24 protein-coding genes and 1 other RNA gene are annotated in these 22,963 nt (G+C 63.3%); 15 read left to right on the top strand and 10 right to left on the bottom strand.

The annotated features are described in order from the left end of the window. The first annotated feature begins 84 nt into the window (after window positions 1-84). The 3 genes from IAG25_RS26665 to IAG25_RS26655 are packed head-to-tail and all read left to right on the top strand — an operon-like array spanning window position 85 to window position 3,013. Window positions 85-1,230, top strand: a complete 1,146-nt coding sequence (locus IAG25_RS26665) for a Re/Si-specific NAD(P)(+) transhydrogenase subunit alpha (protein WP_035497703.1) — start codon at window positions 85-87, stop codon at window positions 1,228-1,230. A 19-nt stretch (window positions 1,231-1,249) separates the two neighbouring features. Then, window positions 1,250-1,570, top strand: coding sequence for an NAD(P) transhydrogenase subunit alpha (locus IAG25_RS26660; protein ID WP_035497951.1), 321 nt, complete (start codon window positions 1,250-1,252; stop codon window positions 1,568-1,570). Beyond that, window positions 1,571-3,013, top strand: coding sequence for an NAD(P)(+) transhydrogenase (Re/Si-specific) subunit beta (locus IAG25_RS26655; RefSeq protein WP_187607501.1), 1,443 nt, complete (start codon window positions 1,571-1,573; stop codon window positions 3,011-3,013). 69 nt (window positions 3,014-3,082) lie between these two features. Here the strand turns inward: IAG25_RS26655 and IAG25_RS26650 are convergent, their stop codons facing one another. Further along, window positions 3,083-3,301: a hypothetical protein gene (locus tag IAG25_RS26650; RefSeq protein WP_075583800.1), complete on the bottom strand. Its 219-nt coding sequence runs from the start codon at window positions 3,299-3,301 to the stop codon at window positions 3,083-3,085. Window positions 3,302-3,526: 225 nt separating this feature from the next. On the opposite strand from IAG25_RS26650, the gene IAG25_RS26645 reads away from it, so the two are divergent. The 9 genes from IAG25_RS26645 to ruvB all read left to right on the top strand — a co-directional run bounded on the left by IAG25_RS26645 (window position 3,527) and on the right by ruvB (window position 13,134). Further along, complete coding sequence (locus tag IAG25_RS26645; RefSeq protein WP_035497699.1) at window positions 3,527-4,831, top strand: THUMP domain-containing class I SAM-dependent RNA methyltransferase; 1,305 nt, start codon at window positions 3,527-3,529, stop codon at window positions 4,829-4,831. A gap of 176 nt (window positions 4,832-5,007) precedes the next feature. Beyond that, window positions 5,008-6,405, top strand: a complete 1,398-nt coding sequence (locus tag IAG25_RS26640; protein WP_187607500.1) for an aminopeptidase P N-terminal domain-containing protein — start codon at window positions 5,008-5,010, stop codon at window positions 6,403-6,405. Window positions 6,406-6,407: 2 nt separating this feature from the next. Beyond that, window positions 6,408-7,604, top strand: coding sequence for a UbiH/UbiF/VisC/COQ6 family ubiquinone biosynthesis hydroxylase (locus IAG25_RS26635; protein WP_187607499.1), 1,197 nt, complete (start codon window positions 6,408-6,410; stop codon window positions 7,602-7,604). A gap of 211 nt (window positions 7,605-7,815) precedes the next feature. Then, window positions 7,816-8,910 carry a tRNA dihydrouridine synthase DusB gene (gene dusB, locus IAG25_RS26630; protein WP_187607498.1) on the top strand — a complete coding sequence of 365 codons (1,095 nt, stop codon included), beginning with the start codon at window positions 7,816-7,818 and terminating at the stop codon, window positions 8,908-8,910. After that, on the top strand, window positions 8,907-9,140 hold the full coding sequence (locus IAG25_RS26625) for a Fis family transcriptional regulator (protein WP_008351548.1): 234 nt from the start codon (window positions 8,907-8,909) through the stop codon (window positions 9,138-9,140). Before dusB ends, IAG25_RS26625 begins: the two co-directional genes overlap by 4 nt. Before the next feature lie 64 nt (window positions 9,141-9,204). Beyond that, window positions 9,205-10,770, top strand: a complete 1,566-nt coding sequence (purH, locus tag IAG25_RS26620; protein ID WP_187607497.1) for a bifunctional phosphoribosylaminoimidazolecarboxamide formyltransferase/IMP cyclohydrolase — start codon at window positions 9,205-9,207, stop codon at window positions 10,768-10,770. 88 nt (window positions 10,771-10,858) lie between these two features. Beyond that, complete coding sequence (ruvC, locus tag IAG25_RS26615) at window positions 10,859-11,401, top strand: crossover junction endodeoxyribonuclease RuvC (protein WP_187607496.1); 543 nt, start codon at window positions 10,859-10,861, stop codon at window positions 11,399-11,401. Between the two features lie 33 nt (window positions 11,402-11,434). After that, complete coding sequence (gene ruvA / locus IAG25_RS26610; protein WP_187607495.1) at window positions 11,435-12,016, top strand: Holliday junction branch migration protein RuvA; 582 nt, start codon at window positions 11,435-11,437, stop codon at window positions 12,014-12,016. A 56-nt stretch (window positions 12,017-12,072) separates the two neighbouring features. Beyond that, window positions 12,073-13,134, top strand: a complete 1,062-nt coding sequence (gene ruvB / locus IAG25_RS26605; protein ID WP_187607494.1) for a Holliday junction branch migration DNA helicase RuvB — start codon at window positions 12,073-12,075, stop codon at window positions 13,132-13,134. Here the strand turns inward: ruvB and IAG25_RS26600 are convergent. Genes IAG25_RS26600 through tyrS form a run of 3 tightly spaced genes read right to left on the bottom strand, consistent with a single transcriptional unit; the run spans window position 13,131 to window position 15,500 of the window. After that, window positions 13,131-13,781, bottom strand: coding sequence for a histidine phosphatase family protein (locus IAG25_RS26600; RefSeq protein WP_187607493.1), 651 nt, complete (start codon window positions 13,779-13,781; stop codon window positions 13,131-13,133). The two genes, ruvB and IAG25_RS26600, sit on opposite strands and share 4 nt — an antisense overlap. After that, window positions 13,778-14,236 (bottom strand): D-aminoacyl-tRNA deacylase, encoded by a 459-nt coding sequence (gene dtd, locus IAG25_RS26595; protein WP_187607492.1) that lies wholly within the window; start codon window positions 14,234-14,236, stop codon window positions 13,778-13,780. The genes IAG25_RS26600 and dtd overlap by 4 nt, the downstream gene beginning before the upstream one ends. A 4-nt stretch (window positions 14,237-14,240) precedes the next feature. Then, window positions 14,241-15,500, bottom strand: a complete 1,260-nt coding sequence (gene tyrS, locus IAG25_RS26590; protein WP_187607491.1) for a tyrosine--tRNA ligase — start codon at window positions 15,498-15,500, stop codon at window positions 14,241-14,243. Between the two features lie 380 nt (window positions 15,501-15,880). Here tyrS and IAG25_RS26585 point away from each other — a divergent pair, with 380 nt between their 5' ends. After that, entirely contained in the window at window positions 15,881-17,011 is a 1,131-nt protein-coding gene (locus IAG25_RS26585; RefSeq protein ID WP_187607619.1) for an anhydro-N-acetylmuramic acid kinase, read from the top strand. 64 nt (window positions 17,012-17,075) lie between these two features. On the opposite strand, the gene erpA is transcribed toward IAG25_RS26585, so the two are convergent. The 3 genes from erpA to rplM form a co-directional block, all read right to left on the bottom strand. Further along, window positions 17,076-17,441, bottom strand: coding sequence for an iron-sulfur cluster insertion protein ErpA (gene erpA, locus IAG25_RS26580; RefSeq protein ID WP_035497680.1), 366 nt, complete (start codon window positions 17,439-17,441; stop codon window positions 17,076-17,078). Between the two features lie 210 nt (window positions 17,442-17,651). Next, window positions 17,652-18,044 (bottom strand): 30S ribosomal protein S9, encoded by a 393-nt coding sequence (rpsI, locus tag IAG25_RS26575; protein WP_035497678.1) that lies wholly within the window; start codon window positions 18,042-18,044, stop codon window positions 17,652-17,654. Between the two features lie 11 nt (window positions 18,045-18,055). Then, entirely contained in the window at window positions 18,056-18,484 is a 429-nt protein-coding gene (gene rplM / locus IAG25_RS26570) for a 50S ribosomal protein L13 (RefSeq protein ID WP_008351572.1), read from the bottom strand. 573 nt (window positions 18,485-19,057) lie between these two features. Here rplM and IAG25_RS26565 point away from each other — a divergent pair. Beyond that, window positions 19,058-19,480 carry an OsmC family protein gene (locus IAG25_RS26565; protein ID WP_035497674.1) on the top strand — a complete coding sequence of 141 codons (423 nt, stop codon included), beginning with the start codon at window positions 19,058-19,060 and terminating at the stop codon, window positions 19,478-19,480. 66 nt (window positions 19,481-19,546) lie between these two features. On the opposite strand, the gene rnpB is transcribed toward IAG25_RS26565, so the two are convergent. The 3 genes from rnpB to pyrC form a co-directional block, all read right to left on the bottom strand. After that, an RNA gene (rnpB, locus tag IAG25_RS26560) (RNase P RNA component class A) lies at window positions 19,547-19,960 on the bottom strand. A gap of 12 nt (window positions 19,961-19,972) precedes the next feature. After that, complete coding sequence (locus IAG25_RS26555; protein ID WP_187607490.1) at window positions 19,973-20,785, bottom strand: DUF3025 domain-containing protein; 813 nt, start codon at window positions 20,783-20,785, stop codon at window positions 19,973-19,975. A gap of 10 nt (window positions 20,786-20,795) precedes the next feature. Continuing rightward, on the bottom strand, window positions 20,796-21,866 hold the full coding sequence (gene pyrC / locus IAG25_RS26550; RefSeq protein ID WP_187607489.1) for a dihydroorotase: 1,071 nt from the start codon (window positions 21,864-21,866) through the stop codon (window positions 20,796-20,798). Between the two features lie 180 nt (window positions 21,867-22,046). Between pyrC and IAG25_RS26545 the strand changes: the two genes are divergently transcribed. Continuing rightward, window positions 22,047-22,949, top strand: coding sequence for a class II glutamine amidotransferase (locus IAG25_RS26545; protein ID WP_075583799.1), 903 nt, complete (start codon window positions 22,047-22,049; stop codon window positions 22,947-22,949). The last annotated feature ends 14 nt before the right edge of the window (window positions 22,950-22,963 follow it).

Genomic DNA, 22,963 nt, shown 5'->3' with positions numbered 1-22,963 from the left:
AGCATTTGAAATAACTACTCAGCCTTAAGCCTTCCTAACCCTTCCCCGGGGCGAATAGGGCAACAAAGACAGGAGGATTTGAAGATGCACATCGGAGTGCCTGCTGAAACGCGGGCGAACGAGGCGCGCGTCGCCGCTACGCCCGAAACGGTCAAAAAGCTCGTCACGCAAGGACATCGCGTTTCCGTCCAGAGCGGTGCGGGCTTGCCGGCAAGCTATATCGACGATGCCTTCGCGCAAGCGGGCGCGGATCTCGTCGATGCGGCCACGGCCTTTTCCGCCGAAATCGTCCTCAAGGTGCAATCGCCGAGCGAAAGCGAACTGGCGATGCTCAAACCGGGCGCCGTGCTCATCGGCATGCTCGATCCCTTCAACACTGAAAACACCGCGCGGCTCGCGTCGTCGGGCGTCACCGCGTTCGCGCTCGAAGCCGCGCCCCGCACCACGCGCGCACAGAGTCTCGACGTGCTGTCGTCGCAGGCGAACATCGCCGGGTATAAGGCCGTGCTGATCGCGTGCCAGTATTACCAGCGCTTCATGCCGATGCTGATGACCGCCGCCGGCACCGTCAAGGCGGCGCGCGTGCTGGTGCTCGGCGCGGGCGTCGCGGGCTTGCAGGCGATCGCCACCGCCAAGCGTCTCGGCGCGGTCGTCGAAGCATCCGACGTGCGTCCGGCCGTGCGAGAGCAGATCGAATCGCTCGGCGGGAAATTCGTCGACGTGCCCTTCGAAACCGATGAGGAACGCGAGGCTGCGGTCGGCGTCGGCGGCTATGCGCGTCCGATGCCGCCAAGCTGGCTCGCGCGGCAGGCAGCGCAGGTGCACGAACGTGCGAAGGCGGCGGATATCGTCATCTCGACGGCGCTGATTCCCGGCCGTCCTGCACCGACGCTCATCTCCATCGAAACGGTCAAGCACATGAAGCCGGGCTCCGTGATCGTCGATCTCGCCGCCGGTCGCGGACCCGAGTTCGAGGGACGCAAAGGCGGCAACTGCCCGCTCACCGAAGTCGATCAGGTGGTGATGAAGCACGGCGTGCATATCGTCGGCCACACGAATCTCGCTTCGATGGTCGGCGCCGATGCCTCCGCGCTCTACGCCCGCAATCTTCTGGACTTCCTGAAGCTCATCATCACCAAGGAAGGCACGCTCAACATCGACCTCGCGGACGACATCGTCGCGGCCACGCTCCAGTGCCGCGATGGGCAAGTCACGCGTGCGGCCGCTTAACGCCGATACGGAGACGCACATGGATGTCATCAATCACACGGTGATCAACCTCATCATCTTCGTGCTGGCCATTTACGTCGGCTATCACGTCGTGTGGAACGTCACGCCTGCGCTGCATACGCCGCTGATGGCCGTGACCAACGCAATTTCGGCGATCGTCATCGTCGGCGCGATGCTCGCGGTCGGCCTCACGGTCGGCGTGGCGGGCAAGTTCTTCGGCACGCTCGCCGTGCTGCTCGCGGCGGTGAACGTGTTCGGCGGCTTTCTCGTCACACGGCGAATGCTCGAGATGTTCAAGAAGAAAGAGCCGAAGAAGCTTGCGGTCAAGGAGGGCGCGTAAATGAGCCTCAACGTCGTCACCCTTCTGTATCTCGTCGCCTCGGTGTGTTTCATCCAGGCGCTCAAGGGCTTGTCCAATCCGAAGACCGCGCGTATCGGCAACACGTTCGGCATGGTCGGCATGGCGATCGCCATTCTCACCACGCTTGCGCTGATCGTGAAGCAGGCCGCGTATCTCGAAGCGAATCTGGCGCTCGGGTTGTCACTGCTGTTCGTCGCGCTGATCGTCGGCGGCGGCGCGGGCGCGTACATCGCGGCGAAAGTCGAGATGACGAAGATGCCCGAGCTCGTCGCGGCGATGCACTCGCTGATCGGTCTTGCGGCGGTGTGTATCGCGTATGGCGTGGTCGCCGAACCGGCCGCGTTCGGTCTCGCGCCGCTCGGCGAGCCGATTCCGTACGGCAATCGCGTCGAGTTGTTCATCGGCACGTTCGTCGGCGCGATCACGTTCTCGGGCTCGGTCATCGCGTTCGGGAAGCTGTCCGGCAAGTACAAGTTCCGGCTGTTTCAGGGCGCGCCGGTCGTGTACTCGGGGCAGCATCTGATCAATCTGCTGCTCGCCATCGCGATGATCGGCTTCGGCGTGATCTTCATGCTCACCGAGTCGTGGCTGCCGTTCATCATCATGACGATCATCGCGTTCGCGCTGGGCGTGCTGATCATCATTCCGATCGGCGGCGCTGACATGCCGGTGGTCGTGTCGATGCTCAACTCGTACTCGGGCTGGGCGGCGGCGGGCATCGGCTTCTCGCTGAACAATCCGATGCTGATCATCGCGGGGTCGCTCGTGGGTTCGTCGGGTGCGATTCTGTCGTACATCATGTGCAAGGCGATGAACCGGTCGTTCTTCAACGTGATTCTCGGCGGCTTCGGCGGTGAGGCGGGCGGTGCGTCTGCGGGCGGCTCGACGGAGCAGCGTCCGGTCAAGTCCGGTTCCGCCGATGACGCCGCGTTCATGCTCGGCAATGCGGAAAGCGTGGTGATCGTGCCGGGTTACGGTCTTGCCGTGGCGCGCGCGCAGCACGCGCTGAAGGAGCTCACGGACAAGCTCGTCGAGAAAGGCATCGATGTGCGCTACGCGATTCACCCGGTCGCGGGACGGATGCCGGGCCACATGAACGTGCTGCTGGCCGAAGCCGAAGTGCCGTACGAGATGGTGCACGAGATGGAGGACATCAACAGCGAGTTCGGTCAGACGGATGTGGTGCTCGTGCTCGGGGCGAACGATGTGGTGAACCCCGCCGCGAAGACCGATCCGAAGTCCGTTATCGCCGGGATGCCGATTCTCGAAGCGTACAAGGCGCGGACGATCATCGTGAACAAGCGGTCGATGGCGGCGGGTTATGCCGGGCTCGATAACGAACTGTTCTATATGGACAAGACGATGATGGTGTTCGGGGACGCGAAGAAGGTGGTAGAGGACATGATGAAGGCGGTGGAATAACCATCCGCCTGGTCCGACAGCCGCGCCCCGGTGGATTCCGGGCGCGGCTGCAAGGTCAAAGGCTCGTACTTAATCTGCTGCCCGCCAGTGATCCGGATTGCCCTTGTCCGTTTTTCTCACACGAGCGACCAAAGGTTTATGGCCGTTAGCTCGCGCGGCCTTTATCGCTTCCGCTTGCGTTCTGTAGTCCACGGTGGTCAGTCGTAGCGTGGCTGAGAGTTCGAGTGCGTAGCCTTCGATTGCTCCCTCGCGATGCTTCGGAAGTGGTTCAACGTACACGTTCGGCATGGAATCTCCTTTGATTGGCGGGTTTCGCCAAATCAAACTCTGGAGATCTAGCCGACGTAGCAACAGACGAACTTTCCGAATTCGGCACGACGGAAACGATCGGCCGACGGTTCGTATCCGTCGCCATCGCAAATGGCGCGGGTTTGTCTGCATCGAGCGACGACGTCCGGGCCCAGTGAAGCACGCGCGTACAATACCGCCTTTAAACGTCCCTCAAAGCAGCTCATGTCCTCCCCACTCTTCGACTGGTTTGTCCCCTGCCCGCGCGGTCTCGAAGCGCCGCTCGCCGCCGAGCTTTCGGAGATCGGAGAGCGTCATGTGGCGAACGCGCCGCTGTCAGGCGGAGGATCGCTGATCGTCGGCGCGCAAGTGCCCGGCGGCGTTCATTTCCGGGGCGGCTGGGTCGCGGGCATGGCGGCGAACCTGCATTCGCGCATCGCGAGCCGCGTGCTCCTGAAAGTCGCGCAAGGCCCGTATCGCAGCGAGCAGGACATCTACGAACTCACGCATCGCCAACGCTGGGAGCAATGGTTCACGCCCAGCCAGACGATGCGCGTCGATCTGACCGCGATCAAATCGCCGGTGAAGAGCCTCGAATTCACTACGCTGCGCGTGAAAGACGCCGTTTGCGACCGCCTGCGCGACGTCGCCGGCGCGCGTCCGAGCATCGATACCGCGCAGCCCGACGTCCGCGTGTTCGCGTTCCTCACGGTGAACGAGTGCACGCTCTATCTCGACACCTCCGGCGAACCGCTCTTCAAGCGCGGCTGGCGTCTGGACAAAGGCGCCGCGCCGCTACGCGAAAATCTCGCGGCCGGCATCCTGCGCCTCACCGGCTGGACGCCCGGCACGCCGCTTTTCGATCCGATGTGCGGCAGCGGCACCTTCCTCGCCGAAGCGGCGCAAACCGCGCTCAACATCGCGCCGGGCAACGACCGGCGCTTCGGCTTCGAAAAGCTGAAGCCGTTTCATCCGGGCATGTGGCAGAAGCTCAAGACGGCCGCTCTCGAACAACGCCGTGCCGCCCGCGCCACGCAAGCCGAGCTGAGCATCTTCGGCAGCGACATTTCCGGCGACATGCTCGAAAAAGCGCGCGCGAACCTTGGCCGCGCGGGCATCACCGATTTGTCGCTCAAGCAGATCGACGCCCGCAACATGGTCCCGCCGACCGACGCGCCGGGCATCCTTCTCGCGAATCCGCCGTACGGCGAGCGGATCGAAGTGCGCGGGCGCGGTCCGCGCGGCGAGATCCGCGATACGCCGCGCTCCCGCCGCGAGGACGACGACGCATTCGCCCGCGCGCAGCCCGATCCGGCCGATACGGAATTCTTCGTCTCGTTCGGCAACGCGCTGAAGCAGCGCTTTCCCGGCTGGCGTGCATACGTGCTCACGTCCGACCGCAAGCTGCCGGGCCTGTTGCGGCTGCGTGAATCGACGAAGACGCCGCTTTTCAATGGCGCGCTCGAATGCCGGCTGTTCCGCTTCGATCTGATCGCGGGCAGCGTGCGCAATCGTCCCGCCGGCGAATGAACCGCGCCGCCGTCCGCGCCGCCTTCGAAACAAGTATGCGGCGGCGGCGCGCGTGAAACCATTCGGCCGAATGGCATAGGCCGATTTACGGGCAATACGGCGTCGTCCCGGATGCGTTTCGGCCTATGCCGAATGGCCAGATGCCGTGATCGCGAAGCCGGCGCTACAATCGGCGCATGAACTCACCGACCGAACTCGCCAGTCCCATCGCCGTCGATATTTACCGCGCGCGCCGCGAGCGCGTGCTCGCCGCGCTGCGTGCGCGAGGCGGCGGCGTCGCCATCGTGCCGACCGCGCCGGAAGTCATGCGCAACCGCGACACGGACTACCCTTTCCGGCACGACAGCTACTTCTACTATCTGACGGGCTTCAACGAACCCGAGGCGACGCTCGTCCTGAACGCGAGCGCGAAGGAAGGCGAGCCCGCATCGATCCTCTTCTGCCGCGAGAAAAACGCGGAACGCGAAACGTGGGAAGGCTTTCGCTTCGGCCCGGACGCCGCGCGCGACGCCTTCGGTTTCGACGCGGCGTTCCCCATTAATGCGCTCGACGAGGAAATGCCCCGGCTCATAGCCGACAAGCCCGCGCTGCACTACGCGCTGGGCACATCGGAAGAACTCGATGCGCAAGTGCGCGACTGGCTTGCCGCCGTGCGCGCGCAGAGCCGCACCGGCGTGCGCGCGCCCGCCAGCGCGGAGCATTTGCTGCCGATTCTCGACGAGATGCGCCTCGTAAAAGACGCGCACGAAATCGCCATCATGCGCCGCGCGGCATCGATTTCGGCCGAAGCGCATCGCCGCGCGATGCGCGCATGTCGCCCCGGCATGCGCGAGTACGAGATCGAAGCCGAGCTGCTTTACACATTCCGCCGACACGGCGCGCAGGCGCCGGCATACGGTTCGATCGTCGCGTCGGGCGCGAACGCCTGCGTGCTGCACTATCCGGCGGGCAACGCAGTCGCGCGCGAAGGTGACCTGATCCTCATCGACGCCGCGTGCGAACTCGACGGCTACGCATCCGACATCACGCGCACGTTCCCCGCGAGCGGCCGCTTTACGCCTGCACAGCGAGCGCTCTACGACATCGTGCTCGCGGCCCAGGCCGCAGCCGTCGCTGCGACGCGCCCCGGCGTGAGCTTCGACGCACCGCATCAGGCGGCGTTGAAAGTGTTGTCGCAAGGATTGCTCGATACCGGCATCCTCGACAAGACAAAGTTCGGCAGCGTCGAAGACGTCCTCGCGCAACGCGCCTACGCACGCTTCTACATGCATCGCACGGGGCACTGGATCGGCATGGACGTGCACGACGCGGGCGAATATCGCGAGGCCGACGGCCCGCTCGACGAGCAAGGCGCGCGTCCCTGGCGCATGCTCGCCCCCGGCATGGCGCTCACGGTCGAACCGGGTCTCTACGTGCGCGCCGCCGAAGATGTGCCGGAGCAGTACTGGAACATCGGCATCCGCATCGAGGACGACGCCATCGTCACGGAAAGCGGCTGCGAGCTGATCACGCGGGAGGTGCCCGTCGCCGCCGACGAGATCGAAGCGCTGATGCGCGATTCAAACGCAAACTGAACATGAGCGACGTCCAAGGCATCGAACCGCATTTCGACTACGACATCGCCATCGTCGGCGCGGGGCCGGTCGGGCTCGCGCTCGCCGGCTGGCTCGCGCGGCGCAGTGCTACATCGCGGCTCTCCATCGCGCTGATCGACGCGCGCACGCCCGATGCCGCCGCCAGCGATCCGCGCGCGCTCGCACTGTCGCACGGCAGCCGCGTGATGCTTCAGCCGCTCGGCTTCCCCGGTGACGCCACGCCGATCCGCCGCATTCACGTGTCGCAGCGCGGACACTTCGGCCGCACGCTGATCGAGCACGACGAGCACGAATTGCCCGAACTGGGCTATGTGGTGCGCTACGGCTCGCTCGTCGGCGCGCTCGCCGATGCGGTGCGCTCGACCAACGTCGATTGGTGCACAGATACCTCCGCCCTCGCGCCGCTGCAGGATCACGACGGCGTCACGCTGCCGCTGCAGTCGTCGGGCGGCGAGCGCACGGTCCGCGTGAAAGTGCTCGTGAATGCCGAAGGCGGTCTGTATCAGAAGAGCGATGTGGCCGCGCCCGGCGAGCGCCGCGCCCGGGATTACGGGCAAACGGCCATCGTCGGCACGGTGAGCGTATCGGATCCGCGAGCGAATGTCGCGTGGGAACGCTTCACCAGCGAAGGGCCGATCGCGCTTCTGCCATGCGGCGGTCAGCGTCACGCGGACTACTCGCTCGTCTGGTGCAGTACGCCCGACGAAGCCGCGCGCCGCATGCAACTCGACGACGACACTTTCCTCGCCGAACTCGGCGCCGCCTTCGGCACGCGCATGGGCCGCTTCACGCGGATCACGTCGCGTGCGGCGTTTCCGCTTGGCCTGACCGCGCTCGATGTGCTCGTCGACAGGCGCACCGTTGCCATCGGCAATGCCGCGCAGACGCTGCATCCGGTCGCGGGTCAGGGTCTGAACCTCGGCTTGCGCGACGCGCTCGCGCTCACCGACGCGTTGTCCGCCGACGGCCCGCGCCCGCTCGCGCTCGCCCGCTTCGCACAGCGCCGCGCGCTCGACCGGCGCCTGACGATCGGCGCCACCGACACGCTCGCGCGCATCTTCACGGTCGATTTCCCGCCGCTGGCCGCGATGCGCGGTCTCGCCCTCACCGCGCTCGAGTTCCTTCCGCCGGTGAAATCCGCGCTCGCCCGGCAGATGATGTTCGGCCAGCGACGTTGATCCGGCACGGAAAAAGGCAACCGTCTGCACTAAACGAAGGAACTTATCCTCTATGAACACGCCTTCTTTCATAGAAGATTTAAAGACTTGCATGCGATTGCTCTTAAATTCAGCACGCTCTTCGCGTTAAAATATGCGTTTCCCCTTAAGCAACGTTGCATCCGCCTGACCCGGCTTTTGCCGGAAACGCAGCGCGGATCGTTTAGCCTTCATGCCCACCATCGGTTCACACGTCCTGCGCAATAACCTGTTCGTCGCTCCGATGGCAGGCGTCACCGACCGCCCGTTCCGGCAGCTCTGCAAGCGCATGGGCGCGGGCTACGCGGTGTCGGAGATGGTCGCGTCGAACGCGCAGTTGTGGAAAAGCGAGAAGACCATGCGCCGCGCGAATCACGCGGGCGAGGTCGAGCCGATCTCGGTGCAGATCGCCGGGGCCGATCCCCAGATGCTGGCGGAAGCCGCGCGCCACAATGTCGCGAACGGCGCGCAGATCATCGACATCAACATGGGCTGTCCGGCGAAAAAGGTGTGCAACGTCGCGGCGGGGTCGGCACTGCTGCAGAACGAACCGCTCGTCGCGCGCATCGTGGAAGCCGTGGTGCAGGCGGTCGGCGTGGGTCCGGACGCCGTGCCGGTCACGCTCAAGATTCGCACGGGGTGGAATCGCGAGAACAAGAACGCGCTGACCATTGCGCGGATCGCGCAGGAAGCGGGCATTTCGATGCTCACCGTCCACGGCCGCACACGCGCCGATCTCTACAAGGGCGACGCGGAGTACGACACCATCGCGGCCGTGAAGGCGTCGGTGACCATTCCCGTCGTCGCGAACGGCGACATCACGACGCCCGAAAAAGCGCGCGACGTGCTCGCCGCGACCGGCGCCGACGCCATCATGATCGGCCGCGCGGCGCAGGGTCGTCCGTGGCTGTTTCGCGAGATCGAGCATTTTCTGAAGACGGGCGAGCGCCTGCCGCCGCCGCGCATCGACGAGATCCAGCAGGTGATGAACGAACACCTCGAAGATCACTACGCCTTTTATGGGGAATTCACGGGCGTACGGACTGCGCGCAAGCATATCGGCTGGTACACTCGCGGCCTTTCCGGCGCCAACACCTTCCGGCACCGGATGAATACGCTGGACACGACCAAAGAACAATTGCTCGCCGTCAACGAATTCTTTGACGCGCAAAAGGCGTTGTCGGACCGCCTCGTCTATGTGGACGAGTCCGGTGACGCCGAAGACGCGGACGGGGAAGAATCGTGCGGCGGGAACAACAACACGACAGACCGACTGATTGCCGCATGAGCAGACATAACATCGAACAATGCGTCCGCCAGAGCCTCGACAACTACTTCCAGGACCTGGACGGCTCCAACCCGCACGACGTATACGACATGGTGATTTCGTGCGTGGAAAAACCGATGCTCGAAGTGGTGCTCGAGCAGGCGGGCGGAAACCAATCGCTCGCTGCCGAGTATCTCGGCATCAATCGCAACACCTTACGCAAGAAGCTTCAGCAGCACGGATTGATTTGATTCTTCGGACTGAGGCGCGCGCCTTGGTCCGGCCTGGTTTCCCTTTTCGGTTTCAGTGTTCATCATGATCAAGCAAGCGCTCCTCTCCGTTTCCGACAAATCCGGCATCGTCGATTTCGCCAAATCGCTATCGGCGCTCGGCGTCAAGCTCCTCTCGACCGGCGGCACCGCGAAACTGCTCGCCGACGCGGGCCTGCCCGTGACTGAGGTCGCCGACTACACCGGCTTCCCGGAAATGCTCGACGGTCGCGTGAAGACGCTGCATCCGAAGGTTCACGGCGGAATTCTCGCGCGCCGCGACCTGCCCGAGCATATGGCCGCGCTGGAAAAGCACGATATTCCGACCATCGATCTGCTGGTCGTCAATCTCTATCCGTTCGTGCAGACGGTGTCGAAGGAAGAGTGCTCGCTGGAAGACGCGATCGAGAACATCGATATCGGCGGCCCGACCATGCTGCGCTCGGCGGCGAAGAATCATCGCGACGTGACGGTCGTCGTCGATCCGGCCGATTACGCTGGCGTGCTCGACGAGATGCGCGCGAACAATAATGCCGTCGGCTACAAGACGAACTTCCGTCTCGCGACGAAGGTGTTCGCGCACACCGCGCAATACGACGGCGCGATCACGAACTATCTGACGAGCCTCACCGAAGAGCTGCAGCATGCGAGCCGCAACACGTATCCGGCGACCTTCAACATGGCGTTCGAGAAGGTTCAGGATCTGCGCTACGGCGAGAATCCGCATCAGAGCGCGGCGTTCTATCGCGACCTTTCGGTGCCCGCCGGCGCGCTCGCGAACTACGAGCAGCTGCAGGGCAAGGAACTGTCGTACAACAACATCGCCGATTCCGACGCCGCGTGGGAATGCGTGAAGACGTTCGATGCGCCCGCGTGCGTCATCATCAAGCACGCGAATCCGTGCGGCGTGGCGGTTGGTGCAAATTCGGCCGAAGCGTACTCGAAGGCGTTCAAGACGGACCCGACCTCGGCGTTCGGCGGGATCATCGCGTTCAATCGCGAAGTCGATGAAGCCACCGCGCAAGCGGTCGCGAAACAGTTCGTCGAAGTGCTGATCGCGCCGTCGTTCAGCGACGCGGCCCGCACCGTGTTCGCGGCGAAGCAGAACGTGCGCCTGTTGCAGATCGCGCTCGGCGACGGTCACAACACGTTCGATCTGAAGCGCGTCGGCGGCGGCCTGCTGGTGCAGTCGCTCGATGCGAAGAACGTGCAGCCGCACGAACTGCGGGTCGTGACGAAGCGCCATCCGACGCCGAAGGAAATGGACGATCTGATGTTCGCGTGGCGCGTCGCGAAATACGTGAAGTCGAATGCGATCGTGTTTTGCGGCGGCGGCATGACGCTCGGCGTCGGCGCGGGCCAGATGAGCCGCGTGGATTCGGCGCGCATCGCGGGCATCAAGGCGCAGAACGCCGGTCTGACGCTGAACGGCTCGGCGGTGGCCTCGGATGCGTTCTTCCCGTTCCGTGACGGCCTCGATGTCGTCGTGAATGCGGGCGCGACCTGCGTGATCCAGCCGGGCGGTTCCATGCGCGACGACGAAGTGATCGCCGCCGCCGACGAACACAATGTCGCGATGATCGTCACCGGCACGCGTCATTTCCGTCATTAATCCCGTCTGCTTCATTTAAGATTGGCCTGTTTGCGCTAGAACGGCGCAAGCAGGCCTTTTTGATTTGGACTACGCGCATCGCGAACGAATGAGAATCCTAGGCATAGACCCCGGCCTGCGCGTGACGGGCTTCGGCATCATCGACAAGACGGGGCACACGCTCACTTACGTGACGAGCGGCGTCATCAAGACGGCCGATGCCGACTTGCCTTCGCGCCTGAACACCATTTTCAGCGGTATCTCGACACTTATCTCGCAGCACAATCCGGATCAGGCCGCGATCGAAAAAGTCTTCGTCAACGTGAATCCGCAATCGACGCTGCTGCTCGGGCAGGCGCGCGGCGCGGCCATTTGCGGGCTCGTCGCGAGCGGCGTGCCGGTTGCGGAGTACACGGCGTTGCAGTTGAAGCAGGCCGTCGTCGGCTACGGACGCGCGACGAAGGAACAAATGCAGCAGATGGTCGTGCGTCTCTTGAGCCTTTCCGGCGTGCCGAGCACCGACGCCGCCGACGCGCTCGGCATGGCCATCTGTCACGCGCACGGGGGCACCGGTCTCGCGGCGTTGGGCGGCATCGCGCCGGGGCTTGCGAAGAAAGGCTTGCGCGTGCGGCGCGGCAGGCTCATCGGCTAATAAGGCCAATAACACTTTTCCTGGTTCAAACACATGATCGGTCGCATCGCCGGCGTTCTGCTGGAAAAAAATCCGCCGCACCTGCTCGTCGATTGCAACGGCGTCGGCTACGAAATCGACGTGCCGATGAGCACGTTCTACAACCTCCCGAACACCGGCGAAAAAGTCGTGCTGCTCACGCAACTGATCGTGCGCGAGGATGCGCATCTGCTGTACGGCTTTCTCACCGCGCAGGAGCGCTCGACGTTCCGCGAGTTGCTGAAAATAAGCGGCATCGGCGCGCGGATGGCGTTGGCCGTGCTTTCGGGCATGAGCGTGCACGAACTCTCGCAGACCGTGACGACGCAGGACGCCGCGCGCCTCACGCGCGTGCCCGGCATCGGCAAGAAGACGGCGGAGCGGCTGCTGCTCGAACTGAAAGGCAAGCTCGGCGCGGATCTCGGCGCGATCGCGGGCACGGTTTCACAGTCCGATCACGCGTCCGATATCCTCAACGCGCTGCTCGCGCTTGGGTATTCCGAAAAGGAAGCGCTCGCCGCCGTCAAGAACGTGCCGGCGGGCACGGGGGTGTCTGAGGGCATCAAGCTGGCGCTGAAGGCGCTCTCGAAGGCGTGACGGCCTAGGCCATTCGGCCAGATTCGCCGCGAGAATCCTCGCTGTACAATCGACCCATGATCGAAACCGACAAACTCGCCGCCGAACGCGTCATCTCGGCCAAGCCCGTCTCGCCGAACGAGGAAGCGTTCGAGCGCGCGCTGCGCCCGCACAAGCTCGACGAATACATCGGGCAGGAAAAGGCGCGCGGGCAGCTCGAAATCTTCATCGAAGCGGCCAAGCGGCGCTCCGAAGCGCTCGATCACGTACTTCTGTTCGGGCCTCCGGGTCTCGGCAAGACGACGCTCGCGCATATCATCGCGCGGGAAATGGGCGTGAATCTGCGGCAGACTTCTGGCCCGGTGCTGGAGCGCGCGGGCGATCTCGCGGCCCTCCTGACCAATCTCGAAGCTAACGACGTGCTGTTCATCGACGAGATTCACCGGCTATCGCCGGTCGTCGAGGAAATACTGTATCCGGCGTTAGAGGATTATCAGATCGACATCATGATCGGCGAAGGACCGGCCGCGCGCAGCGTGAAGCTGGATCTGCAGCCGTTCACGCTGGTCGGCGCGACCACGCGCGCGGGCATGCTGACGAATCCGTTGCGCGACCGCTTCGGCATCGTGTCGCGGCTGGAGTTTTATAACGCGAGCGAACTGGCGCGTATCGTGTCGCGGTCGGCGTCGCTGTTGAAGGCCGAGATCGTGCCCGAAGGCGCGCTGGAAATCGCGAAGCGCTCGCGTGGCACGCCGCGGATCGCGAACCGCCTGCTGCGCCGCGTGCGCGACTACGCCGAAGTCAGAGCGGACGGCATGATTACCTCCGATGTCGCCGACCGCGCGCTGAAGATGCTCGACGTCGATCCCGTCGGCTTCGATCTGATGGACCGCAAGCTGCTCGAAGCGATCCTGCACAAGTTCGATGGCGGGCCGGTCGGCGTGGACAATCTCGCTGCGGCAATCGGCGAGGAGCGCGACACGATCGAGGACGTGCTGGAGCCGTATCTGATCCAGCAAGGGTTTTTGCAGCGCACGCCGCGCGGCCGCGTCGCGACGATGCTTACTTATCGGCACTTTGGTCTTGCTGCGCCGGATGCGGGGCCGATTCGGGATCTTTGGGATACGAGCAACGGCTAGGCGCGCTTGCGCAAGTTGTCGTCGTCGGTATCCGTGGTCAAATGCGTGACGTCACCCCACGACACAACCGTCGCGCCGCCGCCCTCAAAGTCCACCACATTGACGCTGCAATTGAGCAACGGCCACATGCGCGGTTCCTGCAGCGACAGTTTCATCGCGAATCTATAGATGCAATCGAGCACGCCGCCATGCGCGACGACCGCGATACGTCCGCCCGGATGCGCGGCAACGATCGGTTCCATCGCATGCACGACGCGGTGATAAAACACGCGCTGTGATTCGCCGTCGCCGGGCGGTGAAAAACCGGGATCGCGCGTCTGCCATTCGACGTATTCAGCGGGAAACTTGTCGTTGATTTCGTCGCTGTCGTGGCCTTGAAACGCGCCGTAAAACCGCTCGCGCAATTTTTCCGACAAGCGCAATTCGAGCCCCAGCGCATCCGCGAATGGACGCGCCGTTTGCTGCGCGCGTTGCAGATCGCTCGAATAAACCGCGTCGATACGGCCTTCGCGAGCAAGGCGTGCTCCGAGCTGTTCGGCTTGCAGGAAGCCGTGCTCGGACAACGGAATGTCGATATGCCCCTGAATGCGCTTGATGCGATTCCAGTCGGTCTCGCCGTGCCGGATGAAAAGGACCTGAGTCGTCATGGAGGCACCTGAAGCCAGAAAGTAACCGGCCCGTCATTGACGAGCGACACCTGCATCTCCGCACCGAATTCGCCCGTCTCGACGATCGGATGCTTCGCGCGCGCCTGCTCGACGAAGTAATCGAAAAGCCGCTTGCCTTCGTCGGGCGGAGCGGCGGGCGTGAAACTCGGGCGCAGGCCGCTCGACGTATCCGCGGCGAGCGTGAATTGCGAGACCAGCAGGACGCCGCCCGCGCGGCCCGCGCCATCCATGTTCTGCACCGGGAGGTTCATCTTGCCCGCGGCATCGCTGAACACGCGGTACGCGAGCATCTTGGCGAGGAGCTTGTCGGCGGCGGCTTCGTTGTCGCCCCGCTCGGCGCAGACCAGCGCGAGCAAGCCCGCGTCGATCGCGCCGGTCACGCGCTCGCCCACGCGCACATCGGCGCGCTTCACACGCTGTATGAGCGCGATCATCGGCTCAAGCGGTCAGCGTGACGCGCGCGAAACGGCGCTTGCCCACCTGCACCACGAACTCGCCCGCCTCGATCTTCAGGCCCTTGTCGGAGACGGTCGCGCCATCGATCTTCACGCCGCCCTGCTCGATGTTGCGCAGCGCCTCGCTCGTCGACGGCACGAGACCCGCCTGCTTCAGCAACTGGCCGATCGCGAGCGGCGCGCCCGCGAGCGTCACCGCCGGAATGTCGTCCGGCACGCCGCCCTTCGCGCGATGGTTGAAGTCGTCGAGCGCGCGTTCCGCATCCGACGAAGAGTGGAAGCGCGTCACGAGCTCCTGCGCGAGCATCACCTTGAAATCGCGCGGATTGCGGCCGCCCTCGGCCTCTTTCCTGAAGCGCGCAATTTCCTCGATGCTGCGGAACGACAGCAACTCGAAGTAACGCCACATCAGCACGTCCGAAATGCTCATCAGCTTGCCGAACATCTCGGTCGGCTTTTCGCTGATGCCGATGTAGTTGTTCTTCGACTTCGACATCTTCTCGACGCCGTCGAGGCCTTCGAGGAGCGGCATCGTCAGGATGCACTGCTGTTCCTGGCCGTACTGCTTCTGCAACTCGCGGCCGACGAGCAGGTTGAACTTCTGGTCCGTGCCGCCGAGTTCGAGATCCGCGTTCAGCGCGACGGAGTCGTAACCCTGCATCAGCGGATACAGGAATTCGTGGATGGAAATGGGCACGCCGCCTTGGAAGCGCTTCGTGAAGTCTTCGCGTTCGAGAATGCGCGCAACCGTGTAACGCGATGCGAGCTTGATCATGCCGTCCGCGCCGAGCGGCATCGACCATTCGCTGTTGTAGCGGATTTCGGTCTTCTCGCGATCCAGCACGAGCGCAGCCTGCTCGAAATACGTCTTCGCGTTGCTTTCGATCTGCTCGCGCGTGAGCGGCGGGCGCGTCGCGTTACGGCCGGACGGATCGCCGATCAGCGAAGTGAAGTCGCCGATCAGGAAAATGACCTGATGGCCGAGATCCTGCAACTGACGCATCTTGTTCAGCACGACCGTATGGCCGATGTGAATGTCGGGCGCGGTCGGATCGAGACCGAGCTTGATGCGCAGCGGCTTGCCCGTCGCCGCGCTCCTTGCGAGCTTCTGCGCGAATTCGTCTTCGATCAGCAGTTCGTCGCAGCCACGCTTGGCGATGGCGAGCGCGTTTTTCACATCGTCGGTGATCGGAAAGCTCTGCGCGGCGGCGGGCGCGGAAGAAGCGTTGGAATCTGTGGTCATGCTTGCGGCTTGTGAAGTCAAAAGGGTTCGATGACTGGCGAACGGCGGCGCGATCTGGCCTCGATGCCGTCGCAGCGGTCCGGCGTGGCCGGATGGGACGCCGCGCGTCGAAACGCGGCGCGCGCGGAAAATGACGAAATCTCGCGCAATTGCTTGTTCAGGCTCAGGATTTTACGCGATGACGCGGTCATCCGCGCCGTTTCATGTCGGATGAGGCGTGTTTGACGCGGTCATCGGCGTTTCGGAATGCATCCATCGATCCAAGGCGGCGGCAGACGCGTCTTAACGATTCGATCCATAACGCGGATAATCGCCGCTTGAGCGAAACCCGGCAACATGGCATCGAAGAGGAGAGCAGCGTGCCCAAGAAAACCGAAGCAATCGAAACCGGCAAGGCGGATGGTGTGTACTTCGGTTTGATGTCCGGAACCAGCATGGATGGCGTGGACGGCGTCGCAGTGCAATTCGCGACGGGCAAGCCGCCTGTCGTGATCGGCGAAGCGCATGTGTCCTTCTCGAAAGGCTTGCGCGATGCGCTCTTCGAGCTGCAATCGCCCGGCGACAACGAACTCGAACGCGAGGCGCTCGCGGCAAATGCGCTCGCGACGCGCTACGCCGTCTGCTGCCACGAATTGCAGAGCATGAGCGGCTGTTCGGCGGCGAAGGTGCGCGCGATCGGGGTTCACGGCCAGACGGTGCGGCATCGGCCGGAGAAGGGCTACACGCGGCAGATCAACAATCCGGCGCTGCTCGCGGAGATGACCAGCATCGACGTGATCGCGGATTTCCGCAGCCGCGATGTCGCCGCGGGCGGTCAGGGCGCGCCGCTAGTGCCGGCGTTTCACGCGACGCTCTTCGGCGAAAAGAACGAAACGCGCGTCGTGTGCAATCTGGGCGGCATCAGCAATATCACGATTCTTGCGGCAAGCGGCGAAGTGCGCGGCTTCGATTGCGGCCCGGCGAACGCTCTGATCGACGAATGGGCGTTGCGTCATCTGCAACGAGCCTACGACGATGGCGGCCAATTCGCGGCGCAAGGCGAGGTGCATCCGGCGCTTCTCGACGCCCTTCTCGACGAGCCATTTTTCGAACTGCCTCCGCCGAAAAGCACGGGCCGCGATCTGTTCAACCCGGCATGGATGGACGCGAAGCTCGCCGCCTTCGCGAGCCTTGCTCCCGCCGACGTTCAGGCGACACTCACCGCGCTCACCGCAACCACCGTCGCCCGTGAGATCGCGCGTCACGCGTCGGATGTGCGGGCCGTGTACGTGTGCGGTGGCGGCGCGCGCAATCCGGTTTTGATGAAGATGCTCCAGCAGGCGCTGGAAGACGGCGGCGTCTCAGGCGTGCCCGTCATGACGACCGAGGCGCTCGGCGTGCCGCCGCAGCAGGTCGAAGCATTTGCGTTCGCGTGGCTTGCGATGCGCTGTGTCGCGCGCGAGCCGGGCAATCTGCCCGCGGTGACGGGCGCGTCGGGTGCGCGGGTGCTCGGCGCAATCTATCCGCACTGAAGCGCGCGGAAAAACAAAAACGGAGCCCGAAGGCTCCGTTTCGCTTACATCGATTGATTCGTGCTCAGACCGAGAACGACGAACCGCAACCGCAAGTCGTGGTGGCGTTGGGATTCTTGATGACGAACTGCGCGCCGTTGATGTCGTCCTTATAGTCGATCTCAGCGCCTACGAGATACTGATAGCTCATCGAGTCGACCAGCAACTGCACGCCTGCCTTGTCCATCACGGTGTCGTCTTCGTTGACTTCTTCGTCGAACGTGAAACCGTACTGGAAACCCGAGCATCCGCCGCCTTGCACGAACACGCGCAGCTTCAGATCCGGATTGCCCTCTTCATCGATCAATTGCTTGACCTTGTCTGCAGCCGCGTCGGTGAAGACGAACGGCAACGGCATTTCGGTCGTGGGGGTGTCGCTGACAGCGCTCATTCGAACTCTCCAATTAAGCTTCTAACCGCTATTGTAGGGCTGATCTCAATATCGTGCCGAATGTCCATGAAATCAATGGGCTATATGCAAATTCGACATGATCCTGTTTTGGCGCGCCAAAACGAAAAAGCCGCCGGCACCAAGGTGCGGGCGGCTTTGCAGCAATTTCGCCAGGAGCCGGTGTCCGACAACGGCGAAACGCCGAAGCGCTTAACGCTTCGAGAATTGCTTCCTGCGGCGTGCCTTGTGGAAACCGACCTTCTTACGTTCCACTTCACGCGCGTCGCGGGTGACGAAGCCTGCGTTCGACAGTTGCGACTTGAGCGTTGCGTCGTAGTCCATCAGCGCACGCGTGATGCCGTGGCGAACCGCGCCTGCCTGACCCGTTTCACCGCCGCCATTCACGTTGACCTTGATGTCGAACGTGGTGCCGTGGTTCGTGAGTTCGAGCGGCTGACGCACGATCATCAGCGACGTTTCGCGCGAGAAATAGTCGGCGATGGGCTTGCCATTGACGATGATCTCGCCCTTGCCCGACTTGATGAAGACGCGAGCGACGGCGCTCTTGCGGCGGCCCGTACCGTAGTTCCAGTTACCGATCATGTGGGCTCCCCTTAGATCTCGAGCGCTTTAGGCTGTTGAGCCGTATGCGGATGCGTTGCTTCGGCGTAGACCTTCAGCTTCTTGATCATCGCGTAGCCGAGCGGACCCTTCGGAAGCATGCCCTTGACAGCCTTCTCGAGCGCGCGGCCCGGGAAACGCTCTTGCATCTTGCCGAACGTCGTTTCGTAGATGCCGCCCGGGTAGCCCGAGTGACGATAGTACTTCTTGTCCGTGGTCTTGTTGCCGGTGACCTTCAGCTTGCCGGCATTGACGACGATGATGAAATCACCGGTGTCGACGTGCGGGGTGAATTCAGGCTTATGCTTGCCGCGAAGACGGCGTGCCACTTCGCTGGCGACACGGCCGAGAACCTTATCCGTCGCGTCAATCACGTACCATTCGCGCGTCACCTCTTCGGCTTTTGCGGAAAACGTCTTCATGATCGATCCAAAAAATTGATCTGCCCTTGAACTTTGCGTTGTTCGGCCCTGCTTATATGAGTGCGTTCGAGACGCGTGCAGGCTCTCACAAGCCTCTCTCCGCGGGCGTGTAGCGAAGAGAACTTTGAATTATAAAGGGAATTTGGCTGGTACGTCAAAGCTTTGCTTTGCGCGACGTGAGGACGAAAAAAAGCCCGGGCAGCTGAGGCTCGGGCTTAATCCACCAAGGAGGAGGTGGAGGAGACAGAAACGAGTATAGGCACGGTCATGCTGCAAAGCAAGAAGATTTGCATGGTGAAAGTGAGTTTCACTATTTGAAATATGAAGACGATGAGCGTCATCCAGAATTTTCGCGTATTTTCATGTACTTATGAAAGTTTCGCGTCGATCATCCGGCCTATTTTGGCTTTAGAGGCCATCCTCGACTTGAATTTCTGCCGTCGAAGGACGGACCGCCTCGTCGATTTTCGCTTCGTCAACCCGTGGATGCTCGTAAGCAGCGACCCGTCGAGACTGCCTGAACCGCTACAATAAAGTTTCTGTAACGACGCGCTGAGCAGCTGGAGCCTGAGCATGGAATGCAAAGTTAGCTGGATGGGACAAGACGGCATGGCCTTCGCCGCCGAAACGGGAAGCGGCCATCTCGTCAATATGGATGGCGCACCGGAAGGCGGCGGCCGCAATCTCGCGCCGCGCCCGATGGAAATGGTGCTGCTCGGCACCGGCGGCTGCACGGCCTACGATGTCGTGATGATCCTGAAGAAGAGCCGCCAGGAAATTCAGGGCTGCTCGGTCACGCTCAAGGCGGATCGCGCGAGCGAAGATCCGAAGGTCTTCACGAAGATTCATTTTCATTTCACCGTGACCGGCAAGAACCTCAACCCGGCGACGGTCGAGCGCGCGATCAACCTGTCGCACGACAAGTATTGCTCGGCGTCGATCATGCTGGCGAAGACCGCGGAGCTCACGCATTCGTTCGAGATCGTCGAAGCGTAAGCCTGCCCGCAAGCCGAAATGAAAAGAGCCGACGTCGAAAGACGCCGGCTCTTCTCTTTTGAATGACGACAAAGCGGGCCGATAAGCCGGATTCTGTGCACGCGCCGACCGAAGCCGAACGCGCGTGGCAATCATTCCTCTAGACGCGCCATTGCTGACGCGCTCAAGCTTCCTACCCGCAGACGGACGGGGGCCCCGTCATGCATCGCGTGGATGCGCGCCTGCCTATTTGGAATTGCTCCGGGTGGAGGTTACCGTGCCGGATCGTCTCGCGACGTCCGCGGTGCGCTCTTACCGCACCGTTTCACCCTTACCTGATCTCCTGACTTGCGCCCGGAGCCATCGGCGGTTTGCTTTCTGTTGCCCTGTTCCGCGTGTTGCCACGGATGGCCGTTAGCCATCACCCTGCCCTGTGGAGTCCGGACTTTCCTCGCCCTTTTCGGCCGAAACCGTCGAGGCCGCGATTGCCTGGCCCGCTTTGCGGCATCGATTCTAACATTGACGATTACGGCGGCCCGGGCGAAACACGGATACATCGTCGTAGAAATCGGGCGATGCGTTCGCCGTCCACCAGCCCGGCACGCCCAGCACCGGCAGCGGCGCGAACGCGCGGCTATCGAGCGGCCCTGCGTTCAGGCCCTGCGCCACGCGTTCGTCGATCAGTGCGCGGCGCGCGGCATCGTCGAGCGTGAAATAGTCGGCGGGAACGTCGACGATCCACGCGTGCCCCGTGCACGCCTTGTACGGCGCGACGAGTTTTTCCAGCAAAGCGTGTCCGAAGATGCGCGCCTCGCAGCGCGTGCCCCACGCCGCGCGCTCGTCGACGAACAGCGTGCGCCAGCCGAAGCCGCGCAGTGCATCCGCGAGCGATGCATCGGCGCAGGCGAAGAGCACCGCGTTTTCGTCGAAGAGCGTGAGCGCGTCGCGCACGCCGCCGCGCGTCGGTCCGACGCCGAGCGCATCGATCTGCTGCGCCTGTCGCGCGTTGAGCGTCGCCTTGATGCGCGGATACGCGAACCACATCGACGCGTTGAAGAAATCGTGGAGATTGTGGCGGGTCGGCACGCGGCCAGTCTGCGCGATATGCCCTTCGTACGAAGCGCCGGCCGGCAGCTCTTCCTGTGCGATGAACGCGAGCGGCTCGCCGCGGCCGGTCATGAGCGAGGCCGACGCCGCGTCTTCGTTGAGCGTCGCGAGGTATTCGTCATAACCGGCGAGCGCCGCCGCCTGCCAGCGTCTGCCGCTCGCTTCGATCGACGCGAGCCAGGGCCGCGCCCAGTCGATATCGGCGAAACCCGCGCTCACGTTCGCGGCGTCAATGCGCGTCGGAGAAGCGCCAGTTGATCGACTCGCCGCCGCGCAACGGCACGATGGTCGAGTCGCCGGCGGTGAATTCGGCGGGCAGCGTCCAGGAGCCACGTTCCAGCGTCACCGTTTCCTTGCTGCGCGGCAGGCCGTAGAAGTCCGCGCCGTGGAAGCTCGCAAAGCCTTCGAGCTTGTCGAGTGCGCCGGCCTTGTCGAAGGTTTCAGCGTAGAGTTCGAGCGCGTGCAGCGCCGTGTAGCAGCCCGCGCAGCCGCACGCGTGTTCCTTCAGGCCCTTCGGATGCGGCGCGCTGTCCGTGCCGAGGAAATAGCGCGCATTGCCGGACGTCGCCGCTTCGACGAGCGCCACGCGATGCGTCTCGCGCTTGAGCACCGGCAGGCAGTAGTAATGCGGCCGCATGCCGCCGACCAGCATGATGTTGCGGTTGTAAAGCAGATGATGCGCGGTGATCGTCGCCCCGATCGGACCTTCGGCCTCGCGCACATAATCGGCGGCGTCCTTCGTCGTGATGTGCTCGAACACGACCTTCAGCGCCGGAAAATCGCGGCGCAGCGGCGTCATCACGCGGTCGATGAAGACCTTCTCGCGATCGAACACGTCGATGTCGCCATCGGTCACTTCGCCGTGCACCAGGAGCGGCATGCCGGTTTCCTGCATCGCTTCGAGCGTCTTCGCGCACTTCCCGAGGTCCGTCACGCCCGCGTCGGAATTGGTCGTCGCGCCCGCCGGATACAGCTTCACGCCATGCACGAAGCCGCTGTCTTTCGCGCGGCGGATCTCGTCGGGCGGCGTGTTGTCGGTGAGATAGAGCGTCATCAGCGGCTCGAAGCGCGCGGCCGCGCCCTCTTTCGGCAGCGCCGCCAGGATGCGCTCGCGGTACGCCGCGGCCAACGCGGTGGTCGTCACGGGCGGCTTCAGGTTCGGCATGATGATCGCGCGGCCGAACTGGCGCGCCGTGTGCGGCAGGACGGCCGCGAGCGTCGCGCCGTCGCGCACGTGCAGATGCCAGTCGTCGGGACGCGCGATCGTGAGCGAATTGGGCGAGGATGAGTTAGCGGACATGGCGTGATGACGGGGAACGTTGGAATGGCGCAAGTCCACGCGAGGAGAGGAAAAAACCGCCGTGGGAATTCCACAACGCGCGCCGTTATGAGCGGTTGCGCGATTTTTTCGGCTCGACCTCGGTGATATGCTTGTCGTACGTATTGTAACAACAGGCCATAAGCCGACCGCCCCAGCATCATGTGCCAACTTCTCGGAATGAATTGCGCCGAACCGACCGACGTGACGTTCTCGTTCACCGGTTTCGCGGCGCGCGGCGGCGTCACGGATCATCATGCCGACGGCTGGGGTATCGCGTTCTTCGAAGACAAGGCGTGCCGGCTCTTCATCGATCATCAGTCGTCGGCCAGTTCGCCGCTCGCCGACATGGTGAAGCGTTATCCGATCAAATCGAAGAACACGATCGCGCATATCCGCAAGGCGACGCAGGGGCATATCCTGCTCGAGAATTGCCATCCGTTCATGCGCGAGTTGTGGGGCCGGCACTGGATCTTCGCGCACAACGGCGATCTGAAAGGCCATTCGCCCGAACTCACCGGCGTGTACCAGCCGGTCGGCACGACCGATAGCGAGCTCGCATTCTGCGCGCTGCTGCAAGGCCTGCGCCGCGCGTTTCCGTGCTCGCAGCCGCCGCTCGACGAACTCTTCGACGCGCTCGCCGTGCTCACCCGCGACATCACGCAATACGGCGTCTTCAATTTCCTGATGTCGAACGGACAGGCGCTCTTCTCGCACTGCTCCACGCATTTGTACTATCTGGTGCGTAGCTGGCCGTTCTCGACGGCGCATCTGATCGACGCGGACATGTCGATCGACTTCGCCAAGTACACGACGCCGGAAGACCGCGTCGCCGTGATCGCCACGTCCCCGCTCACCGACAATGAAACCTGGACGCGTTTCGCGCCCGGCGATCTCGCGATGTTCCAGAAAGGCGATCTCTCGCGCACGGTGAATATTCCCGTGCCGGAGGAAATCGCGAAGAAGGCGGCGGAGCCGCTCGCGAAAGCGTGCGTCGGATCGGCGCTGAAGATCGGCGAGATTCAGACGACGGCGGCGGTGGAATCGGAACTCGGGATCGAATAAAAAAAACGGCGCTT

The sequence above is a fragment of the Caballeronia sp. EK genome (assembly GCF_014384845.1).
GTDB lineage: Bacteria > Pseudomonadota > Gammaproteobacteria > Burkholderiales > Burkholderiaceae > Caballeronia > Caballeronia jiangsuensis.
This window is presented reverse-complemented; position numbering and strand designations above follow the sequence as displayed.

Excerpts from the sequence above, each read along its gene's own strand:
- ruvC (WP_187607496.1), top strand. The coding sequence starts at position 10,859 with ATGAGAATCCTAGGCATAGACCCCGGCCTGCGCGTGACGGGCTTCGGC.
- IAG25_RS26625 (WP_008351548.1), top strand. The coding sequence starts at position 8,907 with ATGAGCAGACATAACATCGAACAATGCGTCCGCCAGAGCCTCGACAAC.
- IAG25_RS26565 (WP_035497674.1), top strand. The coding sequence starts at position 19,058 with ATGGAATGCAAAGTTAGCTGGATGGGACAAGACGGCATGGCCTTCGCC.
- pyrC (WP_187607489.1), bottom strand. The coding sequence starts at position 21,866 with ATGTCCGCTAACTCATCCTCGCCCAATTCGCTCACGATCGCGCGTCCC.
- dusB (WP_187607498.1), top strand. The coding sequence starts at position 7,816 with ATGCCCACCATCGGTTCACACGTCCTGCGCAATAACCTGTTCGTCGCT.
- rplM (WP_008351572.1), bottom strand. The coding sequence starts at position 18,484 with ATGAAGACGTTTTCCGCAAAAGCCGAAGAGGTGACGCGCGAATGGTAC.
- IAG25_RS26655 (WP_187607501.1), top strand. The coding sequence starts at position 1,571 with ATGAGCCTCAACGTCGTCACCCTTCTGTATCTCGTCGCCTCGGTGTGT.
- ruvA (WP_187607495.1), top strand. The coding sequence starts at position 11,435 with ATGATCGGTCGCATCGCCGGCGTTCTGCTGGAAAAAAATCCGCCGCAC.
- dtd (WP_187607492.1), bottom strand. The coding sequence starts at position 14,236 with ATGATCGCGCTCATACAGCGTGTGAAGCGCGCCGATGTGCGCGTGGGC.
- purH (WP_187607497.1), top strand. The coding sequence starts at position 9,205 with ATGATCAAGCAAGCGCTCCTCTCCGTTTCCGACAAATCCGGCATCGTC.
- IAG25_RS26545 (WP_075583799.1), top strand. The coding sequence starts at position 22,047 with ATGTGCCAACTTCTCGGAATGAATTGCGCCGAACCGACCGACGTGACG.
- IAG25_RS26645 (WP_035497699.1), top strand. The coding sequence starts at position 3,527 with ATGTCCTCCCCACTCTTCGACTGGTTTGTCCCCTGCCCGCGCGGTCTC.
- rpsI (WP_035497678.1), bottom strand. The coding sequence starts at position 18,044 with ATGATCGGTAACTGGAACTACGGTACGGGCCGCCGCAAGAGCGCCGTC.
- IAG25_RS26640 (WP_187607500.1), top strand. The coding sequence starts at position 5,008 with ATGAACTCACCGACCGAACTCGCCAGTCCCATCGCCGTCGATATTTAC.
- IAG25_RS26600 (WP_187607493.1), bottom strand. The coding sequence starts at position 13,781 with ATGACGACTCAGGTCCTTTTCATCCGGCACGGCGAGACCGACTGGAAT.
- ruvB (WP_187607494.1), top strand. The coding sequence starts at position 12,073 with ATGATCGAAACCGACAAACTCGCCGCCGAACGCGTCATCTCGGCCAAG.
- IAG25_RS26650 (WP_075583800.1), bottom strand. The coding sequence starts at position 3,301 with ATGCCGAACGTGTACGTTGAACCACTTCCGAAGCATCGCGAGGGAGCA.
- IAG25_RS26635 (WP_187607499.1), top strand. The coding sequence starts at position 6,408 with ATGAGCGACGTCCAAGGCATCGAACCGCATTTCGACTACGACATCGCC.
- IAG25_RS26660 (WP_035497951.1), top strand. The coding sequence starts at position 1,250 with ATGGATGTCATCAATCACACGGTGATCAACCTCATCATCTTCGTGCTG.
- erpA (WP_035497680.1), bottom strand. The coding sequence starts at position 17,441 with ATGAGCGCTGTCAGCGACACCCCCACGACCGAAATGCCGTTGCCGTTC.
- IAG25_RS26665 (WP_035497703.1), top strand. The coding sequence starts at position 85 with ATGCACATCGGAGTGCCTGCTGAAACGCGGGCGAACGAGGCGCGCGTC.
- tyrS (WP_187607491.1), bottom strand. The coding sequence starts at position 15,500 with ATGACCACAGATTCCAACGCTTCTTCCGCGCCCGCCGCCGCGCAGAGC.